Consider the following 20,833-nt stretch of genomic DNA (forward strand, 5'->3'; position numbering starts at 1 on the left):
ACGACATGAACAAGACCAGAAGTCTGCTGCAAGCCGGTGTGCTGGGCCTGTCCCTGCTGGCGACCAGCGTCATGGCTGCAGTATCCGCCGACGAGGCGGCCAAGCTGGGCAGTACCCTGACCCCGATGGGCGCCGAAAAGGCCGGCAACGCCGATGGCTCGATCGGCCCGTGGGAGCCGCTGTCGAAGAGCGCGGGCAGCGCCGACGGCAAGGGCTTCCTGTCCGACCCGTACGGCAGCGACAAGCCGCTGTTCACCATCACCGCGCAGAACGCCGACCAGTACAAGGACAAGCTCTCGCCGGGCCAGTTGGCCATGCTCAAGCGCTACCCGGACACCTTCAAGATACCGGTATTCAAGACCCATCGCGGTTCCACGGTGCCGGCCGATGTGTTCGCCGCCATCAAGGAGAACGCCACCAAGACCACCCTGGTCGAAGGCGGCAACGGCCTGAGCAACTTCCGCACGGCTGTACCGTTCCCGATCCCCAAAAGCGGCCTGGAGGTGATCTGGAACCACATCACCCGCTACCGGGGTGGCAGCGTCAGCCGCCTGGTGACCCAGGCCACGCCGCAGCAGAACGGCTCCTTCAACCCTGTGTACTTCTCCGACCAGTTCGTCTTCCGCGACAAGATGAAGGATTACGACCCGAACAACCCGGGCAACATCCTGTTCTACTTCAAGCAGGAGGTGACCGCGCCCGCGCGCCTGGCCGGTACCGTGCTGCTGGTGCACGAGACCCTCGACCAGGTGAAGGAACCGCGCAAGGCGTGGATCTACAACGCAGGCCAACGCCGCGTGCGCCAGGCACCGCAAGTGTCGTACGACGGCCCGGGTACCGCCGCCGACGGTTTGCGCACCTCGGACAACCTGGACATGTTCAACGGTGCGCCGGACCGCTATGACTGGAAGCTGGAAGGCAAGAAGGAGATGTACATCGCGTCCAACGCCTTCAAGCTCGACGACCCCAAGCTCAAGTACACCGACATCATCAAGGCCGGGCACATCAACCAGGACCTTTCCCGTTACGAGCTGCGCCGTGTGTGGCACGTGGTCGCGACCCTCAAGCCGGGCCAGCGGCACATCTATGCCAAGCGTGACTTCTACATCGACGAGGACACCTGGCAGGCTGCGATGATCGACCAGTACGACGGCCGTGGCCAGCTGTGGCGCGTGTCCGAGGCACATGCCCAGCCGTACTACAACGTGGAAGTGCCGTGGTACACCCTGGAGACTATCTACGACCTGCAGTCGGGCCGTTACCTGGCCCTGGGCATGAAGAACGAAGAGAAGCGCGCCTACGACTTCGGCTTCAGCGCCAGCAAGGCGGACTTCCAGCCAGCGGCACTGCGCCAGTCGGGTATTCGCTAAGTATCACGCAACCTCGGAGCGCCCCGGCTTGACCGGGGCGTTTCATTTTCCTGTACCGGCCTCTTCGCGGGTGAACCCGCTCCCACAGGTACTGCACTGGACTTGAAACCTGTGCAATCCCTGTGGGAGCGGGTTCACCCGCGAAGAGGCCGGTACAGCAATAAAGCTGCTGAATACCTCCTCAAACCCTCGCCCCAGCCCCTATCCATCAGTCATTTTGCTTTTTGTCGCAGTCTTTTCCAGGGGAATTGCGCCCATCATCTTCAAATGGGCAGCGTTACCGGCTAGTCTCGCAAGCATCCATACCGCCGTAGTCTTCCAACCAGAACGAGCCGGCCATGACAGATCTGTCCCGTACGCATGGATTCGCCAGCCAGGCCCTGGGCCTGCTGGACGGGCGTTTCTTCCGGCCGCCCTTGCCGGACGGCCATGTGCCGCGCTTGCGCCTGTGCCAGCGGCTGCAAGCCGGCCTCGGCGGGCGGCTGTTGCTGGTCAATGCTCCGGCGGGGTTCGGCAAAAGCTCCCTGGCCATCGAATTTTGCGAAGCGCTGCCCGAGCACTGGCGTAGCCTGTGGCTGGGCCTGAGCCAACGGGATGCCGACCCTGGCCGCTTCCTCGAACGCCTGCTCGAAGGCCTGCAGCAGTACTGCCCGGCGCTGGGCGGCCAGGCCATGGGCCTGCTGAAAATGCGCCAGCGCCACCAGCCGTTCGCCTTCGAGGAATGGCTCGACGGCCTGCTCGACGAGCTGGCGCTGTACCTGCAAGCCGATACGCCCTTGTTGCTGGTGCTGGACGACTATCACCTGGCCCAGGGGCCGGTGCTCGACCGCTGCCTGCAGTTCTTCCTCAATCACCTGCCCCCCGGCCTGGTGCTGCTGGTCACCAGCCGCCAGCGCCCGGACTGGCACCTGGCGCGCCTGCGCCTGTCGCGGCAATTGGTCGAGCTCAACGAACAGGACTTGCGCCTTACCGCCGAAGAGTCGCTGGCGGTGATCGGTCGCCAACCCACCGGGCTCCGTGGCCAGGCCCTGGACAACCTGATCCAGCGCAGCGACGGTTGGGTGGCCGGGTTGCGTTTCTGGCAACTGGCGGCCAGCGAGTCCGCTGACGAGCAGGCCTTGCCCCAGGCCTTGCACGGCGGCGAGGGCCTGATCCGCGACTATCTGCTGGAAGAAGTCATCGACATGCTGCCCGCCGACGTGCAGGCCTTCCTGTACGAAACGGCCTGCCAGGAGCGTTTCTGCGCTCCGTTGTGCGATGCCGTGCGCGGCCGCCACGACAGCGCCGCGATCCTGCGCTTCTTGCAGGCGCACCAGGTGTTCCTGGTGCCGCTGGACGAGCATGGCCACTGGTTCCGCTATCACCACCTGTTCTCCGACCTGCTGCGCAGCCGCCAGGCCAGCGAGCCGCTGGCCGGCCTGCAGTTGCGTGCCTGCCGCTGGTTCGAAAGCCAGGGCCTGCTGGACGAAGCGGTGGAGCAGGCGCTGCGGGCCGGTCACCTCGATGTCGCCGCCGACCTGGTGCAGAGCCTGTCCGAGGAGCAACTGCTGGCCGAACAAAACGTCGGCATGTTGCTGCGCTGGAAGATGGACCTGCCCGACAGCCTGCTGATCAGCACGCCGCGGCTGATCGTGCTGTACAGCTGGGCGTTGGGCCTGGCGTGCCAGCTGGACGCGGCCGAGGAGCTGGCGGGTTATCTCAGCCGCTTCCTGCCCGCGCCCTCGGCGACCGCGCAAAAGTCCATGCTGGCCCAGTGGCTGGCGCTGAGTGGTGTGATCGCCCGTGGCCGTGGCGACCGCGAGCGCACCCTGGCCTATTGCGGCGAAGCGCTGCAGAGCCTGCCGAGCAAGCGTTATGGCCAACGTCTGGTGTGCCTGTCGACGCTGTCCAACCTGGCGATTGCCGATGGCGATTTCTGGCGGGCCCGCGGCTGGAACCGTGAGGCCCTGGAGCTCGCCCAGCGCGTTGGCAACCCATTGTTCGAGGCCCTGGCCCATTACGACCGGGCGCGGGTGCTGCATGCCCGTGGCGAGGTGTTGCGCGCACTGGACGAAGTGCGCGAGGGGCTGCAACGCCTGCAAGGGCTGTCGGCACAGCGGCTGTATGCCGTGCGCGCCCGCCTGACGCTTTACGAAGGCTACCTGCTGGTATCGCGCCTGCAGCCGTCCCAGGGCCGTGCCCGCTTACGTGCGGGGCTGGGCGAGGCGCGGGCCTGCCGCGATATCAGCGTGCTCATCGGCCACTGCGTGATCGCTACGCTCGATGGCCGGGAAGGGCACTTTGCCGAGGCTTTTGCCGAACTGGCCGAGGCCGAGCGGCTGATGCACATCTGGGATGTGCCGCCGGTCTACTACCTGGCCATGATCACCCTGGTCAAATGCGAGTTGTGGCTGGCACAGGGGCGCATCGACCTGGCCGAGTCCTGGCTGTTACGCCTGGGCCAGACCTATGGTGGCGAGCAACCGGCGGCGGCGCCGGAGTTCCACCCGTTGCTGCCGTTGCACATCGCCTTGCAGCAGGCATCGCTCGAGCGTATCCAGTCGCATAGCGACGACGCGGCAAAACGCCTGGCCAGCCTGGTCGAGCGCGGCCAGGCCAGTGGCGGCATGATGCTCAGCGTCAGTGCCCTGTGCCAGTGGCTTGGCTTGTTGCTGGGCGAAGGCCGGGACGAGCAGGCCGCCCAGCTGTTGCCACGGTTGCTGGAGGCAGCCCAAGGCGGCGTGCTGCAACCGTTCCAGCCTTTGCTGGAGCAGCACCCGCAGTGGCTTCTCGAACAGCTGCAGGCAGTTGCCGCCTGCTCGGTGCAGGCCGAGCTGCTCAAGCGCCTGCCACCGCTGCCGAGCGCCAGCACCGGCAGCGGTGAAGCCCTGAGTAGCCGCGAGCTGGCCGTGCTCGAGCTGATTGCCCAGGGTTTTTCCAACCAGCAGATCAGCGAGCGGCTGTTCATTTCCCTGCACACGGTGAAAACCCACGCCAGCCATATCAACAGCAAACTGGGGGTGGAGCGGCGTACTCAGGCGGTGGCCAAGGCCAAGTCCCTGGGAATGCTGGCGTGAAATAGCCCTGCAGAGCCTTGTTCGCTAAAGTGATGGCGCCAGGCCATGGTCCGTGGCCGGCAACGCTCTACCCTCATCTTTCCCGACCAGCTGCCGATACAGCTATCGGTGGCATCGCCTCGCGCGATTTTTCAATCATTCCAAGGCAGGTCGTGTTGATGCTGCAGTACGGGCAAAAGAGCTTTCTGATCGTCGACGACTTTACCGACTTTCGCACGTCGACCCGTTCCATGCTGCGCGAGCTGGGCGTACGTGACGTGGACACCGCCGACAGCGGCGAGCAGGCGCTGCGCATGTGCGCGCAAAAGCGCTATGACGTCATCCTGCAGGACTTCCACCTGGGCGACGGCAAGAAGAACGGCCAGCAGGTGCTCGAAGACCTGATCCTCGACAAGCACATCAGCCATGAGTGCATATTCATCATGGTCACGGCCGAGAGCAGCCAGGCCATTGTCCTCAGCGCCATCGAGCACGAGCCTGACGCCTACCTGACCAAGCCGTTCAACCGGGTTGGCCTGGCCCAGCGCGTGGAGAAGCTGTACCAGCGCAAGACCCTGCTCAAGCCAATCCTGCAGGCCCTGGACCGCAATCGCCCGGCCGAAGTGCTGGCGGCCTGCGCCGAGCTGTGCAAGCGCGACCCACGCCTGGCCCCGCTGTGCCTGCGCTATCGGGCCGATGCCTTGCGCAACCTCAACCGTTTCGAGGAGCTGGAGAAGTTCCTCAAGGCCATCCTGGCCAGCCGCCCGCAGCCGTGGGTGTACTCGGCGTTGGGCAGCCTGATGCACAAGCGCGGCCAGAATGCCCAGGCCCAGGGCGTGTACGAGCAGGCGCTCAAGGCCTTCCCGATCATGCCAGGCCTGTACGATGGCATGGCCGAGGTGCTGGTGGCCCAAGGCGAAACCAGGCGTGCGCAGAACATGCTTGAAGAAGCCGTGCGCCTGTCGCCGCTGTCGGTGCGCCGGCAGTCGACGCTGGGCAAGCTGGCGTTGGAAAACGAAGACTTCGAGAGTGCCTCGAAAGCGTTCCGCCATGCGGTGAACCAGGGCCAGAGCTCACGCTACAAGGACCCCGAGAACAACCTGGGCCTGGTGCAGGCGCTGATGAGCAGGAATGCCGGCTTTGGCCTGGATGCGCGCACCCGGGTCGAGATCAACAGCACGCTCAGCGAAGTAGCCAAGGAAAACCCCGAGGACCAGGGCCTGCAGGTGCGTGCCCGCATGATGAAGGCCGCCAGCCTGCAGCAGGCCGGCGATCCTGAAACGGCTGCCAAGCTGACCGAACAGGCGATCCAGCGCCTGGACAAGATGAACCAGTTCTTCTCGGTCGATTCGGCCCTGACCGTTGCCGCGCAGTTGCAGGCCATGGGGCAGGAAGCCGCCGCCATCGGCGTGCTGAGGAGCTGTGTGGAAAGTTATGGCGACGACCCCAAGGTCATGGAGAGGGTCGGCAAGCTGACGGACGACCCCAGCGTGCTCAACGCCATTACCGAAGCGGTCACCCTCAATCGCCAGGGTGTGCGCAGTTACCAGGGGGGGCAGCTCGGCGAGGCGTTGCAGCTGTTCCGCAAGGCGCTGGGTTTGCAGCCGAAGAACATCAGCATCGCCCTCAACACTGCCCAGGCGCTGCTGCGCATCGGCGGAGACAGCCCTCAGCCCGCGATCATGCAGGAGTGCCGCGACGCCCTGACCAGCGTGGCCGGCATCCCCGCCAGCGACAACCGCTACGACCGCTACCGCAAACTGCACATCCGAGTGTTCGGCGCATGAATCAAGACAACCAGGGGCTGGATTTTTCCACGGTGATCGCCTCCACCGTGCACGACCTGAAGAATTCTCTGTCGGCGTTGATCCAGTCCCACAACCAGTGGATGCAGCGCTTGCCCGAGGAACTGCGCGGTGGTGCCGAGCAGGGGGTGATGGAGCATGAGTTTCGCCACCTCAACGGCATGCTGGTGCAGTTGCTGGGGTTGTACAAACTGGGCGTGAACCAGTTGCCGGTGTGCCCGGACTACCACGAACTGGACGATTTCATCGAAGCCCAACTGGCTGCGCACGAGGAAGTGCTCAAGCACAAGGACATCCTTGCCACCTGGCGCATCGACACCGACAACCCGCTGGGCTTCTTCGACCGCGAGCTGGTGGCCTCGGTGATCGCCAACGTGATCACCAACGCCACCCGCTTTGCCGCGCATGCCTTGCTGATCACCATCGAAGAGGCAGACAACCAGCTGGCCATCTGCGTCAACGATGACGGCCCGGGTTATCCACAACGCATGCTCGAACGCCAGGAAGAATTCATTCAGGGTATCGACTCGACCAGCGGCAGTACCGGCCTGGGCCTGTATTTTGCCGCGCGGATCGCGGCACTGCATGAAAGCGGCGGGGTGCGCGGGCGGATCGAGATCTCCAATGGCGGGGCGCTTGGGGGTGGGTTGTTCAGGTTGTTCTTGCCTTAGGATGTGTGGTGCCTGTGAGATCGAGCGCCGCCCGCGCGGCGCTTCGCAGCACAAGGCTGCTCCTACATCTGTTTCGGACCAGTTATTCCTGAGGCAGAGGCGCGCGGGCCCTTGGCGTCCATCTCCATATCGCGTCGGACAAACAACGCGGTCGCGTGCAATGGCCCAGGCGTTACTGGCCCGAAACAGATGTAGGAGCAGCCTTGTGCTGCGAAGCGCCGCGTGGGCGGCGCTCGATCTCACAGGCGCCACACATCTCAAGACATGAACCTCGTGCACCCACCCCAATTTCCTGTCAGGCTCTCAGCAGAACTCCAGCTTTGCCATCGAGAACACCATGACCCAAGCCCCGCCTGCGCTCATCCGCGAAACCTTCCCCGTAGGCCCCCTGCAGTGCAACTGCACCCTGATCGGCGACCCGCTTACCAAAAAGGCCATCGTCGTCGACCCGGGCGGTGACCCGGACAAGATCCTTGCTCGCCTGCTGGCCCACGGGCTGACGCTTGTGAGCATCATCCACACTCACGCTCACTTCGATCACTTCCTTGCCTCGGGCAAGCTCAAGGAACTGACCGGCGCAACGCTGCACCTGCACAAGGACGACCAGGCGCTGTGGGACAACCTGGAAATGCAGTGCCAGATGTTCGGCGTGCCCTACACTCCGGTACCTGCGCCAGACCGCTGGCTGGGGGATGACGAGGAGCTGGCCTGCGGTTGTGGCGTGGCCCTGCATACGCCAGGCCACACGCCGGGCTCGATGAGCTTCTGGTTTGCCGACGCCAAGCTGCTGATCGCCGGCGATACCCTGTTCCGCCGTGGCATTGGCCGTACCGATTTGTGGGGTGGCGACCAGCGGGCCATCGTCCGTTCGATCAAGGAGCGGCTGTATCGGCTGGACGAGGAGGCCATCGTGGTGACCGGCCACGGGCCTGATACCCGCCTGGGCGACGAAATGCGCGAAAACCCCTTCGTGCGTGCCTGATGGCACATGAAGGCACTTTCATGGAATTTTTTGTTGCCGATGCAATCCAAGGCTGGCATAGATCCCTTTATGATCTGCCGCATTCATGAATTCAGTAGGAGCTTGTCCATGTTCACCATGCGTCGTCTGATTATCGTCGCAACCGCCGCTGCCCTGATGACCGGCTGTGCCGGGCAGAACCCTTATGACAGCCAAGGGCAGGCGCAGGGCTCCACAGGGATGAGCAAGACCGCCAAGTACGGCGGCCTGGGCGCGCTGGCCGGTGCTATCGCCGGTGCCGCCATCGACCACAACAACCGTGGCAAGGGTGCACTGATCGGTGCCGCCGCCGTGGGTGCCGCCGCGGCCGGTTATGGCTACTACGCCGACAAGCAGGAAGCCGAGCTGCGCGCGCAGATGGCCAACACCGGCGTGGAAGTGCAGCGCCAGGGTGACCAGATCAAGCTGATCATGCCGGGCAACATCACCTTCGCTACCGACTCGGCCAACATCGCACCAAGCTTCTACTCGCCGCTGAACAACCTGGCCGGCTCGTTCAAGCAGTTCAACCAGAACACCATCGAAGTGGTCGGCTTCACCGACAGCACTGGCAGCCGCCAGCACAACATGGACCTGTCCCAGCGCCGCGCGCAGGCGGTCAGCACCTACCTGACCTCGCAGGGTGTGGATGCCTCGCGTATCACCGTACGTGGCATGGGCCCGGACCAGCCGATCGCCAGCAACGCCGACGCCAATGGTCGCGCGCAGAACCGCCGGGTGGAAGTGAACCTGAAGCCGATTCCGGGTCAGCAGTATGACCAGCAAGGTCAGGTTCAGCAGTATCCCTGATTGACCGCCGGGGCCGCTTTGCGGCCCTGTGGGAGCGGGCATGCCCGCGAACACCGGCGAAGCCGGTGCCATGCACCACAGTGTCTGCTTCGCGGGCATGCCCGCTCCCACAGGGGCTGCAAAGCAGCCCCAGCTTTTAGCCCGCCACGCTCGCCTGAATCGCTGTCAGGGCAATGGTATGCACGATATCGTCAACCTGAGCCCCGCGCGGCAAGTCGTTCACCGGCTTGCGCAACCCTTGCAGCATCGGCCCCAGGCTGACCCCGTCGGTGCTGCGTTGCACCGCCTTGTGGGTCGTGTTGCCGGTATTCAGGTCAGGGAACACGAATACCGTCGCCCGCCCGGCTACCGGGCTTCCCGGCGCCAGCTCCCGTGCAATCGCCGGGTTGGCCGCCGCGTCATACTGCAACGGCCCGTCGATCAGCAGCTCCTGCGCCGCGCCCTGTGCCAGGCGGGTCGCTTCGCGCACTTTCTCGACTTCCTCGTCGCTGGCCGAATCGCTTGAGTAACTGATCATCGCCACCCGTGGCGCGATGCCGAAGGCCTGCGCCGATTCGGCACTCTGCCGGGCTATTTCGGCCAGTTCGACAGCACTCGGGTGCGGGTTCATCACGCAGTCGCCGTACACCAGCACCTGCTCAGGGAACAGCATGAAGAACACCGACGACACCAGGCTCGAACCCGGCGCGGTCTTGATCAGCTGCAGGGCCGGGCGGATGGTGTTGGCGGTGGAGTGCACCAGGCCCGAGACCAGGCCGTCCACTTCGTCCAAGGCCAGCATCATGGTACCGATCACCACCGGGTCTTCCAGTTGCTGCTCGGCCATTGGGGCATTTAGGTTCTTGCTCTTGCGCAGCTCGACCATCGGCTCCACATAGCGCCCGCGAATCACCTCGGGGTCCAGGATTTCCAGGCCCGGCGGCAAGGTGATGCCCTGGGCGCGCGCCACGGCATCTACATCCTCGGGCTTGGCCAGCAGCACGCAGCGGGCAATGCCGCGGGCCTGGCAGATGGCCGCAGCCTGCACCAGCAGCGGCTCGGCGCCTTCCGGCAGGACGATGCGCTTGTTGGCCTGCTGCGCTCGCTGGATCAGCTGGTAGCGGAACACTGCCGGCGACAGGCGCAGTTCGCGCGGGGTACCGCAACGCTGGTGCAGCCAGGCGGCGTCGAGGTGGCTGGCGACGAAGTCGGTGATGAATTCGGCGCGCTCGCGGTCGTCCACCGGGATTTCGCGGTTCAGCGAGTTGAGCTGGTTGGCGGTGTCGTACGAGCCGGTACTGACCGACAGGATCGGCAGGCCGGCCTGCAGGGCGCCGCGGCACAAGCCCAGGATGCGTGGGTCTGGCTTGCCGTCACTGGTCAGCAGCAGGCCGGCCAGCGGTACGCCGTTGATCGCTGCCAGGCTGACGGCGAGGATGATGTCGTCGCGGTCGCCCGGGGTCACCACCAGGGTACCCGAGGTAAGCAGCGGCACCGTGTTGGCCACGGTACGCGCACAGATGATGATCTTGCTCATGCGCCGCTGCTCGAAGTCACCGGAATTGAGCACCTGGGCACCTAGCAGGTCGGCCACGTCGCGGGTGCGCGGGGCGTTCAGTTCGGGCTGGTAGGGGATGCAGCCCAGCAGGCGGAAGTCGTTGCCGCGCAGCAGCGGCGAGTGTTCGCGCAGGCGGGTGGAAAAGTCCGCCATGCTTTCGTCGGTGCGCACCTTGTTGAGGATTACCCCGAGCACCTTTGGGTCGCGCGGGCCGCCGAACAGCTGGGCCTGCAGTTCGACCCGGCCGGACAACTCGCTGAGCACTTCGTTTTCCGGTGCAGATACCAGTATCACCTCGGCATCCAGGCTCTTGGCCAGGTGCAGGTTGACCCGCGCCGCATAGCTGGCGTGGCGCGTGGGCACCATGCCCTCGACCACCACCACGTCGTTGCCGATGCAGGCTTGCTGGTACAGGCGGATGATTTCTTCGAGCAACTCGTCCAGCTGGCCATCGCCGAGCATGCGCTCGACATGGGCCAGGCTCAGCGGCACCGGGGGCTTGATGCCGTGGGTGCGGGCGACCAGCTCGGTGGAGCGTTCGGGGCCGGTGTCACCCGGGTGGGGCTGGGCGATCGGCTTGAAGAAGCCGACCTTCAGCCCGGCGCGCTCCAGGGTGCGCACCAGGCCCAGGCTGATGGAGGTCAGGCCGACACCGAAATCGGTCGGCGCAATGAAAAATGTCTGCATGCGTGCTTCTCGAAATAAGCGGTGCAAGAAATTAACGGTCAAGGGTAGCGCTATCGGCCCCTTGTGCGCACCAGCCGCAAGCGAAAGGCTGGCCGATACGCTGCGCGCGCTGGGCGGGGTCGAGCACCCAGGGGCGTGCCTGCCACGGCGGCTGGTGGCGCAGGTGCTGGGTGTGGCCACAGGACAACTCGGCCACCCAGTGGCCCTCTTCGTCCTGATGGAAGCCGGTGATCCGACTGATGGGCCGTTGCTCGTCCGCGGTGCGTTCGCAATCGGGCGATGGCTTGGTTACACTTGTCCGCTCTACATACTTTTGCAAAAGGTCTTGCCCCATGCTGATCGCCGCCAACAAGGCTGTCTCCATCGACTATACCCTGACCAACGACGCCGGGGAGACCATCGACAGCTCCGCCGGCGGTGCACCGCTGGTTTACCTGCACGGTGCCGGCAACATCATCCCGGGCCTGGAAAAAGCCCTGGAAGGCAAGCAGGCCGGTGACGAGCTGAACGTTTCCATCGAGCCGGAAGATGCCTACGGCGAATACCTGGCCGAGCTGGTCAGCACCCTGAACCGCAGCCTGTTCGAAGGTGTCGACGAGCTGGAAGTGGGCATGCAGTTCCACGCTTCGGCGCCGGATGGTCAGATGCAGATCGTCACCATCCGCGACATCGACGGCGACGACGTGACCGTCGACGGCAACCACCCGCTGGCCGGCCAGCGCCTGACCTTCCAGGTCAAGGTAGTCAACGTGCGTGATGCCAGCGACGAAGAAATTGCTCACCGCCACATCCACGGTGAAGGTGGCCATCACCACTGATTTTCTGCGCTAAGCTCAGAAAGTCGCCAGGCGCTCGGGCAAGCCGATTTGCCTTCCTACGGGAGGTGGACGGTTTGGACGAGCGCCTTTTTAGTGGGCGGAATTCACCTGCGCGGCAACCGGGAACCTGAGAGGGGATTCATCATGAGTGCATTTCACGACCTGAAACTGGACGCGTTGAACGGCGGGGAGCTGCCCCTCGCACCGTTCAAGGGCCAAGTGGTGCTGGTGGTCAACGTTGCCTCCAAGTGTGGTCTCACGCCGCAATACAAGGCCCTGGAGAACCTCTACCAGGTTTACAAGGACAAGGGCTTCAACGTGCTTGGCCTGCCGTGCAACCAGTTTGCCGGCCAGGAGCCTGGCAGCGAAAAGGAAATCCAGGAGTTTTGCAGCCTCAACTACGGGGTGAGCTTCCCGCTGGGTGGCAAGCTGGAGGTCAACGGGCCGCAGCGCCACTCGCTGTACCGCCTGCTGGCGGGTGAGGGGGCGGAGTTCCCGGGGGACATTACCTGGAACTTCGAGAAGTTCCTGGTAGGCAAGGACGGGCGGGTACTGGCGCGTTTTTCGCCGCGCACGGCACCGGATGATCCAGCGGTGGTACAGGCTATCGAGAAAGCCTTGGCCTGAAGCGCCAGACGCGGTTTCTCTGCAGGAGCGGCCTTGTGTCGCGCTCGGGCCGCATAGCGGCTCCCGGATGTCAGCATTGTCGCAACTATCGAGGGGCTGCTCTGCAGCCCGATCGCGACACAAGGCCGCTCCTACACAGATCGCGTAGCACCCAGCCTCGAAGCTGGTGAAGTCGCAGCCTGGTTCCGGGCTGCATGCAGATACCCCTCGAACTGCTCGACAATCGCCGGCCAGCCCTGGCGACTGGCATGCTTTCGCGCATTCAGGCGCACCCGGCGCAACGTCTCCTCTTCTTCCAGCAGCCAGCAGGCAGAGTCGATGAACGCCGCCTGGTCCCCCGGCATGGCCAGCGCACCGCTATGGCCATGGCGAATATGCTGCGCGGCGGCCGCCTCGTCATAGGCGACCACCGCCAACCCCGCGGCCATGGCTTCGAGCACCACATTGCCAAAGGTTTCGGTCAGGCTCGGAAACAGGAACAGGTCACCGCTGGCATAGTGTTCGGCCAGCACCTCGCCACGCTGGGCGCCGCAGAACACGGCATCCGGTACCTGCTGTTCGAGGGCGGCACGCTGCGGGCCGTCACCCACCATGATCAGGCGCAGGCGTTTGTGTGGATAAGTTTTCTGCAGAGCCTCCAGGCTTGGGCGCAGCAAACCCAGGTTCTTTTCTGCCGCCAGCCGCCCGACATGCAGCACGGCGATGTCGTCCGGGCCGAGCCCCCAGCTTTCCCGTAACGCGGGGCTGCGTCGGGCCGGGTTGAACAGGCAGGCATCGACCCCCCGGGCCAGTAGCTCCAGGCGTTCGAAACCGCGGCGTTCTAGCTCCAGGCGCTGACTGAGGCTGGGTACCAGGGTGGTCGCCGTGCGCCGATGGAACCAGCGCAGGTAGTTGGTGAGCAGGCGCGTCAGCAGGCCCAACCCGTACTGGCCGGAATACTGCGGGAAGTTGGTGTGGAAGCCGCTGACCACCGCTACCCCCAGGCGCCGGGCCGCGCGCAGTGCGCTGAGCCCAAGCGGCCCCTCGGTGGCGATGTACAGCACATCCGGGCGCTGCCGTCGCCAGCGGCGCAACAGCTTGTGCATCGACACCTCGCCCCATTGCAAGCCCGGGTAACCAGGCAGGGGCCAGCCACGGCACAGCATCAGGTTCGGGTCGTTGTGCAGTGGTGCTTCACCGGCCTGGCGCGGGCGCACCACTTCGATCTCATGGCCGCGTTGGCGCAACCCTTCGCTGAGCCGGCCAAGGGTATTGGCCACGCCGTTGATCTCGGGTGGGAAGGTTTCGCTGACCAGGGTAATGCGTAGGGCGGGTGTATTCATGACAAAAAGTGTCCGCCTGCTGGATTGCGCCAATGTGACTGTCATGTGACGTACAGATGACGCCTGATCGCCGACGCTTTTCGCCTTGTGAATTTTTCCTTGCAAGGGTGCTCAAGAGGGGGCACCGGCAGCCGATGAAGATGCATTCGACGATGCGCTCCAGGAGAGCGGTGATGTTCAACAACAAGCTCAAGCAAGAAATCCGGCAGTTACGCGAAGACCTGATGTCCATCGAACAGGTCAAGAGTAGCCTCGACAGCGAGATGCTGGTACTGCAACTCGACCCCCAGGGGCGGATCGAGATGGTCAACGGCAACTTCGAGAGCGAGATGCTCTACCGTGCCGAACAATTGCTTGGGCGCAACATCGAGGACATCGTCCCCGCCCATGTGAAGACGCTGGATTTCTACCAGCGCATGAAAGGCGCGATCAGCCGCGGTGAACACCTGAACGGTGCATTCCGACTGCTGCGCGGCAATGGCCAGGAGGCCTGGTTACGGTCGATCCTGCAGCCGGTCAAGAACAGCGAGGGGCGCATCAAGTATTTCACGCTGCACTCCAGCGACCTTACCCGCACCATCGAGACCTCCCGCGAGCACGAAAGCCTGATCAAGGCGCTGATGCGCTCCACCGCCGTGATCGAGTTCGATCTCGATGGCACCGTGCTTACCGCCAACGAACGCTTCCTGGCCACCGTCGGTTACCGCCTGGAGCAGATCCGTGGCAAGCATCACCGCATGTTCTGCGAGCCGGAGGAGGCCAACTCGGCCGGCTATCAGGCGTTCTGGGACAAGCTGCGCCGTGGCGAGTACGTTGCCGAACGCTTCAAGCGTATCGATGCCCATGGCCGGGTGGTCTGGCTGGAAGCTTCGTACAACCCCATCTTCGATGCCCATGACGTGCTGTACAAGGTGGTCAAGTTCGCCACCGTCATCACCGAGCAGGTCAACCAGGAGCAGGCGGTGGCCGAGGCGGCGGATGTCGCCTACAACACCTCGCTGGGTACCGATGCCAGCGCCCGCAAGGCCACCGATGTGGTCACCCAGAGCGTCAGCGTGATGCGCGGGCTGGAAGCTTCGATGCAAGAGGCGGCAGAGGGCATCCAGGCGCTGGATACCCAATCGCGGGTGATTGGCTCGATCATCAAGACCATCAGCGACATTGCCGGGCAGACCAACCTGCTGGCGTTGAACGCGGCCATCGAAGCGGCCCGCGCCGGCGAGCAGGGGCGGGGGTTTGCCGTGGTTGCCGATGAAGTGCGCCAGCTGGCCTCGCGCACCAGCACCGCCACCGAGGAAATCGCCCGGGTGGTGCAGCAGAACGAGCAACTGGCCCAGGCGGCAGTGGCGATCATCGACACCAGCAAGCGCCAGGCCGAGCAGGGGCTGGCGCTGGCGGACGAGACAGGGAGCGTGATTGTCGAGATCCAGGACGGGGCCAAGCGGGTGGTGGATGTGGTGGGGCAGTTTTCCAGCCGGTTGGGGCAGTAGGACCAGGATCAGACGCGGTCTGCTTCTTTGTGGGAGCGGCCTTGTGTCGCGAAAGGGCCGCAAAGCGGCCCCAGCAATTTGTGCATTAGTGCTGATATCCTGGGGCCGCTCTGCGGCCCTTTCGCGACACAAGGCCGCTCCCACAGGAGGCCGCGCAAGGTCCGAGAGGGATCAGTTGCGCTCCCGCACCCAGAACAACGTGGCCCCGGCCACCGCCGCTGGCATCATCAGCACGTTCACCAGCGGGATCATCAACGCCAGGTAGGTAATGCCGCCAAAGCCCAGGCTCTGCCAGCGTTTCTGGCGCAGCCAGGCGAGCATGTCCTGCCAGCTCATCTTGTTGTTGTCCGCCGGGTAGTCGATGTACTGGATAGCCATCATCCACACCCCGAAGATCAGCCAAAGCGGCGCCGCCACCACGTTGACCACCGGGATCAGCGACAGGATGAACAGGCCGATTGCCCGCGGCAGGAAGTAGCCCAGCTTGCGCATTTCACGGCCGAAGGTACGTGGCACCATGGCCACCAGTTCGCCCCAGCTGAACGCCGGGAAGTTGTCCTGCCCACGCACCACCACCTCGACCTTTTCCGCCAGGAAACCATTGAAAGGCGCGGCAATGATGTTGGCTACCAAGGTGAAGGTGAAGAACACCATCAGCACCAACAAGGCAACGAACAGCGGCCAGAGAATGTAGCTGAGGAAGCTCAACCAATCCGGCAGCGTCGGCATCAGGGCATCAAGCCAAAGGTCGAATTGATGCCCGGCGAAGTAGATCAGGCCGCCGAACAGCAGCAGGTTGACCGCCAGTGGCAGCAGCACGAACAACCGCAGGTTGGGGCTCAGCACCAGTTTCAGGCCTTCGCGCAGGTACTGGGGGCCAGAGAGGACAGGGGCTTGCATCGAGAGACTCCGCAGAGAAGGAAAACGCGCTGACCTTACCGAGTTTGCCGCGCCGACGAAAGGCGGGCAGCGGGCGGGAAACGGGCTGTAACAAAAGCAGCAGGGTTTGGCTATCGATGAAATCGCTGAATAGACGATGCCTATGAGGTGGATTGTCGAAGGATATTTCCTTAATCTTTGCGACCTCGCTACAGTGCGCTCAACTTTCCGCTTTCTGGGCCTGCGCGTTGTAGCCTTCCCCAAGTGCTGCGTGGGTCCTTTTTAATTTCCTGCTGGCGCAGCCGGTACACCGATGCCGGCCCAGCGGCCCGCTCGACAGGAGTTCGACATGTCTGAAGTACGTCATTCGCGCGTCATCATTCTCGGTTCCGGCCCTGCCGGTTACAGCGCCGCGGTGTATGCCGCCCGTGCCAACCTCAAGCCGCTGCTGATCACCGGCATGCAGGCCGGCGGCCAGCTGACCACCACCACCGAAGTCGACAACTGGCCGGGCGACCCCCATGGCTTGACCGGCCCGGCGCTGATGCAGCGCATGCAGGAGCACGCCGAGCGTTTCGAAACCGAAATCGTCTTCGACCACATCAACGCCGTCGACCTGGCCAACAAGCCCTTCACCCTGCAGGGTGACAGCGGCAAGTACACCTGCGACGCGCTGATCATCGCCACTGGCGCCAGCGCCCGCTACCTGGGCCTGCCGTCGGAAGAAACCTTCATGGGCAAGGGTGTTTCGGCCTGCGCCACCTGCGACGGCTTCTTCTACCGCAACAAGCCGGTTGCCGTGGTGGGCGGCGGCAACACTGCCGTGGAAGAGGCACTGTACCTGGCCAACATCGCCAGCAAGGTGACCCTGGTGCACCGTCGCGATACCTTCCGCGCCGAGAAGATCCTGGTCGACAAGCTGCACGCCCGTGTGGCCGAAGGCAAGATCGAGCTCAAGCTCAACGCCACCCTGGACGAAGTGCTGGGTGACAACATGGGCGTGACCGGTGCGCGCCTGAAGAACAACGACGGCAGCAGCGACGAAATCAAGGTCGACGGCGTGTTCATCGCCATTGGCCACACCCCGAACACCTCGCTGTTCGAAGGCCAGCTGACCCTCAAGGACGGCTACCTGGTGGTCAACGGTGGCCGTGAAGGCAATGCCACCGCCACCAACGTCGAGGGCGTGTTCGCCGCCGGTGACGTGGCTGACCACGTTTACCGCCAGGCCATTACCTCGGCCGGTGCGGGCTGCATGGCGGCGCTGGATGTCGAGCGTTACCTGGACGGGCTGGCCAACGCTTCGTTCTGATCCGAGAGCGCCAGGGGGCCGCTTTGCGGCCCATTCGCAGCACAAGGCTGCTCCTACAAGGAGTTACGTACCCCCTGTAGGAGCAGCCTTGTGCTGCGAATGGGGGCGCAAAGCGCCCCCCAAAAAAACCGGCTCAATGGCCGGTTTTTTCATGCCTGCGATCAGCTCACAGACTCAACCGCATCGACAGGTCCACCGCCTTCACATCCTTGGTCATTGCACCAATCGAGATGTAGTCCACCCCAGTCTCGGCAATCACCCGCAAGGTAGTCTCGTTGACCCCGCCACTGGCTTCCAGCTTGGCCTTGCCCGCGGTAATGCGCACTGCTTCGCGCATCTCTTCCAGGTTCAATTCGTCGAGCATGATGATGTCGGCACCTGCGGCCAGTGCCTGGCGCAGTTCGTCCAGGCTTTCCACTTCGATTTCCACCGGCTTGCCCGGCGCAATGCGGTGCGCCGCCGCCACGGCCGCGGCCACGCCGCCGCTGGCGGCGATGTGGTTTTCCTTGATCAGGAAGGCGTCGTACAGGCCGATGCGGTGGTTGTCGCAACCGCCGCAAGTCACTGCATACTTTTGCGCCAGGCGCAGGCCCGGCAGGGTCTTGCGGGTGTCCAGCAGGCGCACCTGGGTGCCTTCCACCAGGTCGGCCAGGAAGCGCGCACGGGTGGCGACCCCCGACAGCATCTGTAGGAAGTTCAGTGCACTACGCTCACCACTGAGCAGCGAACGCGCGGGGCCCTCCAGATGGAACAGCGGCTGGTTGGCCGTGGCGCGCTCGCCATCGGCCACCTGCCAGTGCACGGCCACGCGCGGGTCGAGTTGGCGGAACACGGCATCGACCCAGGCGGTGCCTGCGATAACGCAGTCTTCGCGGGTGATGATGGTCGCCTTGGCCAGGCGCTCGGCCGGGATCAGCTGCGCTGTGATATCGCCACTGCCGATGTCCTCCAACAGCGCGCGGCGCACGTTGGCTTCGATTTCAGCGGTCAGGTCGGCAAGGCGTAGGTTCGGCATGGTCGGCTCCACAAGCTAGATGCCGGCGATTATAGGGCAGGGGGCCGGTGTGTACAGTCGCCTTGGCGATGACCTTTGGTCGGCCGGTGTGAGCAAGCGGGGTAAATCAGGGTCATTAGCCAGCCAGTGAAACGGCGCTGGCAGCTGTGCGGGTTTTTACCGATAATGGTGACCAGTATTTGGCGTCATGACTTTGACGATCTTCAGCCCCTTCGGGCGAGACACCCTGCAAGGAGTACAGGATGCAAAAAGAAGGCAAGGTGGTGCCCTTGGCGGCAGCCATCGATCGAGGCGGGCGTGCGCCTCTGCCTTGCCTTCCGGTGTTGCTCCTGCAGGTGCGGGACAAGGCCGCCTTGCAGTTGCGTCAGGGCCTGCAGGACTTGTTCGACAACGCCGACGACACCCTCTTCGAGATGGCCGACAAGGCCTTCGACCGCAGTGACCAGAACCTGTACTTCGAGGCCATGCGCGACCTGCGCCTGAAGCGCAAGAGCATCGAGCGCGGTTTTCTCGACACGTTCTATGATGCCTTTGCCCGTATCGGCCAGGTCGACCTGCTGGCGCACCTGGTCGAGCCGGGCAACCTGCGCAGCAAGGCCCAGGTGGAGCGGGCCGCCGCGATCGAGGGCATGGTCGCGCGGGTGCTGTCACGCGACGGCATTGCCCTGCAGCAACTGGGTCTGCGCTTGCAGGTACTGCTCGACCGCCCCCTGCACGAGCAGCACAACCCGCTGGGGCCCGCAGCGCTGTGCGGCTACTTCCTCGACGCTGGCCGCAACCTAGGGGTTGGCCTGCGGGTCAAGCTGGTCCTGCTGAAACTGTTCGAGCGCTATGTGTTGCGCGATGCCGATGTGATCTATGGCGAAGCCAACCAGTTGCTGGCCGCTGCCGGTGTGTTGCCCGAGTTGCCAACGGCACCGCGCCGGCGCGCCGAAGACCGGCGCATGAACGCACGACGCGGGCCGGCGAACCTGGGGCACGAGGTGGGCGCGGACGCGGCAGGGCAGGCGTTCTTTGCCTCGTTGCAAACACTGCTGGCCCCGGCGCGCGGGCAGTTCGCGCCTCGTTTGCAGGCGGTGGCCGCCGCCCAGCCAATCAGCACCGCCGACCTGCTGCGCCTTCTTTCGCATTTGCAGCACTACGTGCCCGCTACCCACGAGGCCGATGATTTCGAGCTTGGGCAACAGCTTGAACAACTGCTGCTGCGGGTCAGCGTGCGCAGCGGCACACGCCGGCGCATCGATGTGGCCGACGAGGACATGATCAACCTGGTTGGGCTGCTGTTCGCCTTCATCCAGGACGACGACAACCTGCCGGCCAGCCTGCGTGCGCTGATCGGGCGCCTGCATATTCCGCTGCTGAAGGTAGCCCTGCTGGACAAGGGGCTGTTCAGTCGGGCCAGCCACCCGGCCCGCCGCCTGCTCAACGAGATCGCTGGCGCGGCAATCGGTTGGGAATGCGGCAGCGACGGCATGCGCGACAGCCTGCACCTGCGGGTGGAGCGTATCGTCCAGCGCCTGCTCAATGATTTTGCCGAAGATGCCAGCCTGTTCGCCGAACTGCTCGAAGACTTCCTCGCTTTCAACCAGGACGAGCGGCGGCGCAACGAGCTGCTTGAACAACGTACCCGCGACGCCGAAGAAGGGCGTGCCCGAGCCCTGCAGGCCAGGCAGCAGGTGCAGCATGCACTCAACCAGCGGCTGCGCGGCCGGTTATTGCCGCAGGTGGTGGTACAGATGCTGGTGCAGGCCTGGAGCCAGGTACTGCTGCTGGCCTGGCTCAAGCAGGGCGAGGCATCCCAGGCCTGGCGAGACGCCTTGCAGACGATGGACACGCTGCTGGCCAGCATCACCCCGCCGCACGAGCCACATACCTTGCTGCAGCAGGTACCGGGCCTGCTCAAGGCACTGCGCGATGGCCTGTCCAGCGTAGCCCTGGACTCGGCAGCGACCCGCGAATTCTTCCTGCAACTGGAGCAGCTGCACCTGCGTGCCTGCGCGGGTACCGCGGTGGCGCCCGGTGGTGAGGGCCAACCCCTGAGCGAGGTGCTGGTGGACGAGGACATCGTCCTGGCGATTGCTGAAGAACCCGCTTGTGCTCCGTTGCAGTTTGCCGACGGGCAAGCTGTGGCGCTGCGCCAGGTGCAGCGCCTGCGTATCGGTACCTGGGTCGAGGTGCTGGACGAGGACGAACCGTTGCGCTGCAAGCTGGTGGCGCGCATCGACAGCAGCGACCGGCTGGTGTTCGCCAACCGCACCGGCATGAAAGTGCGTGAATGGAATGGAGCCAGCCTGGCCCAGGCACTGCACCGAGGCGACGTGCGAGTGCTGGATGACGGGCTGTTGTTCGAGCGGGCGCTGGAGGCGGTGCTCGACAGGTTGCGGCGGTAGGAGCAACTGCCCTGCGCAAAACCTGCAAGCACGCCCAATTTCTGTGGGAGGTCACTCAATCCTTC

15 protein-coding genes and 2 pseudogenes are annotated in these 20,833 nt (G+C 64.3%); 12 read left to right on the top strand and 5 right to left on the bottom strand.

Going from position 1 to position 20,833, the window contains the following annotated elements; translation table 11 throughout:
• Window positions 1–5: 5 nt before the first annotated feature.
• From ACGLHT_RS09210 to ACGLHT_RS09235, 6 genes are all read left to right on the top strand, one after another.
• Window positions 6–1,370: a DUF1329 domain-containing protein gene (locus ACGLHT_RS09210; protein WP_274119745.1), complete on the top strand. Its 1,365-nt coding sequence runs from the start codon at window positions 6–8 to the stop codon at window positions 1,368–1,370.
• 338 nt (window positions 1,371–1,708) lie between these two features.
• Window positions 1,709–4,426, top strand: a complete 2,718-nt coding sequence (locus tag ACGLHT_RS09215) for a LuxR C-terminal-related transcriptional regulator (protein WP_274119744.1) — start codon at window positions 1,709–1,711, stop codon at window positions 4,424–4,426.
• 158 nt (window positions 4,427–4,584) lie between these two features.
• Window positions 4,585–6,192 (top strand): response regulator, encoded by a 1,608-nt coding sequence (locus tag ACGLHT_RS09220; protein ID WP_025337710.1) that lies wholly within the window; start codon window positions 4,585–4,587, stop codon window positions 6,190–6,192.
• On the top strand, window positions 6,189–6,881 hold the full coding sequence (locus ACGLHT_RS09225; RefSeq protein ID WP_025337711.1) for a sensor histidine kinase KdpD: 693 nt from the start codon (window positions 6,189–6,191) through the stop codon (window positions 6,879–6,881). Before ACGLHT_RS09220 ends, ACGLHT_RS09225 begins: the two co-directional genes overlap by 4 nt.
• Window positions 6,882–7,218: 337 nt before the next feature.
• On the top strand, window positions 7,219–7,863 hold the full coding sequence (locus tag ACGLHT_RS09230; RefSeq protein WP_085623761.1) for an MBL fold metallo-hydrolase: 645 nt from the start codon (window positions 7,219–7,221) through the stop codon (window positions 7,861–7,863).
• A 108-nt stretch (window positions 7,864–7,971) separates the two neighbouring features.
• Window positions 7,972–8,691, top strand: a complete 720-nt coding sequence (locus ACGLHT_RS09235; protein WP_013970946.1) for an OmpA family protein — start codon at window positions 7,972–7,974, stop codon at window positions 8,689–8,691.
• A 136-nt stretch (window positions 8,692–8,827) separates the two neighbouring features.
• On the opposite strand, the gene pta is transcribed toward ACGLHT_RS09235, so the two are convergent.
• Both pta and ACGLHT_RS09245 read right to left on the bottom strand, forming a co-directional pair.
• Complete coding sequence (pta, locus tag ACGLHT_RS09240) at window positions 8,828–10,915, bottom strand: phosphate acetyltransferase (RefSeq protein ID WP_274078953.1); 2,088 nt, start codon at window positions 10,913–10,915, stop codon at window positions 8,828–8,830.
• 31 nt (window positions 10,916–10,946) lie between these two features.
• The gene (locus ACGLHT_RS09245; RefSeq protein WP_123085333.1) at window positions 10,947–11,249 is read right to left on the bottom strand and encodes a DUF3565 domain-containing protein; all 303 of its coding nucleotides are present in this window, start codon (window positions 11,247–11,249) and stop codon (window positions 10,947–10,949) included.
• Here ACGLHT_RS09245 and ACGLHT_RS09250 point away from each other — a divergent pair.
• Window positions 11,248–11,733, top strand: a complete 486-nt coding sequence (locus ACGLHT_RS09250; RefSeq protein WP_003259610.1) for a peptidylprolyl isomerase — start codon at window positions 11,248–11,250, stop codon at window positions 11,731–11,733. The two genes, ACGLHT_RS09245 and ACGLHT_RS09250, sit on opposite strands and share 2 nt — an antisense overlap.
• Before the next feature lie 144 nt (window positions 11,734–11,877).
• Window positions 11,878–12,360: a glutathione peroxidase gene (locus ACGLHT_RS09255; protein WP_025337716.1), complete on the top strand. Its 483-nt coding sequence runs from the start codon at window positions 11,878–11,880 to the stop codon at window positions 12,358–12,360.
• 131 nt (window positions 12,361–12,491) lie between these two features.
• Here ACGLHT_RS09255 and ACGLHT_RS09260 read toward each other — a convergent pair whose 3' ends face one another.
• A complete protein-coding gene (locus ACGLHT_RS09260) occupies window positions 12,492–13,682 on the bottom strand; it encodes a glycosyltransferase family 1 protein (protein ID WP_137163000.1) in 1,191 nt (396 codons plus the stop codon).
• A gap of 302 nt (window positions 13,683–13,984) precedes the next feature.
• On the opposite strand from ACGLHT_RS09260, the pseudogene ACGLHT_RS09265 reads away from it, so the two are divergent.
• Window positions 13,985–14,584: pseudogene (locus tag ACGLHT_RS09265) on the top strand (PAS domain-containing protein); the annotation flags it as partial.
• Between the two features lie 228 nt (window positions 14,585–14,812).
• Window positions 14,813–15,172: pseudogene (locus ACGLHT_RS09270) on the top strand (methyl-accepting chemotaxis protein); the annotation flags it as partial.
• A 171-nt stretch (window positions 15,173–15,343) separates the two neighbouring features.
• On the opposite strand, the gene cysZ reads toward ACGLHT_RS09270, so the two are convergent.
• Window positions 15,344–16,072, bottom strand: coding sequence for a sulfate transporter CysZ (cysZ, locus tag ACGLHT_RS09275; protein ID WP_085587379.1), 729 nt, complete (start codon window positions 16,070–16,072; stop codon window positions 15,344–15,346).
• 328 nt (window positions 16,073–16,400) lie between these two features.
• Here cysZ and trxB point away from each other — a divergent pair, with 328 nt between their 5' ends.
• Window positions 16,401–17,363, top strand: coding sequence for a thioredoxin-disulfide reductase (gene trxB / locus ACGLHT_RS09280; RefSeq protein WP_025337720.1), 963 nt, complete (start codon window positions 16,401–16,403; stop codon window positions 17,361–17,363).
• A 166-nt stretch (window positions 17,364–17,529) separates the two neighbouring features.
• On the opposite strand, the gene nadC is transcribed toward trxB, so the two are convergent.
• Window positions 17,530–18,378, bottom strand: a complete 849-nt coding sequence (gene nadC, locus ACGLHT_RS09285; protein ID WP_046616049.1) for a carboxylating nicotinate-nucleotide diphosphorylase — start codon at window positions 18,376–18,378, stop codon at window positions 17,530–17,532.
• A gap of 242 nt (window positions 18,379–18,620) precedes the next feature.
• On the opposite strand from nadC, the gene ACGLHT_RS09290 reads away from it, so the two are divergent.
• Window positions 18,621–20,768 carry a DUF1631 domain-containing protein gene (locus ACGLHT_RS09290; RefSeq protein ID WP_274119743.1) on the top strand — a complete coding sequence of 716 codons (2,148 nt, stop codon included), beginning with the start codon at window positions 18,621–18,623 and terminating at the stop codon, window positions 20,766–20,768.
• Window positions 20,769–20,833: the final 65 nt, after the last annotated feature.

The organism is Pseudomonas sp. PsB (assembly GCF_043658375.1).
GTDB classification, from domain to species: Bacteria; Pseudomonadota; Gammaproteobacteria; order Pseudomonadales; family Pseudomonadaceae; genus Aquipseudomonas; species Aquipseudomonas putida_Z.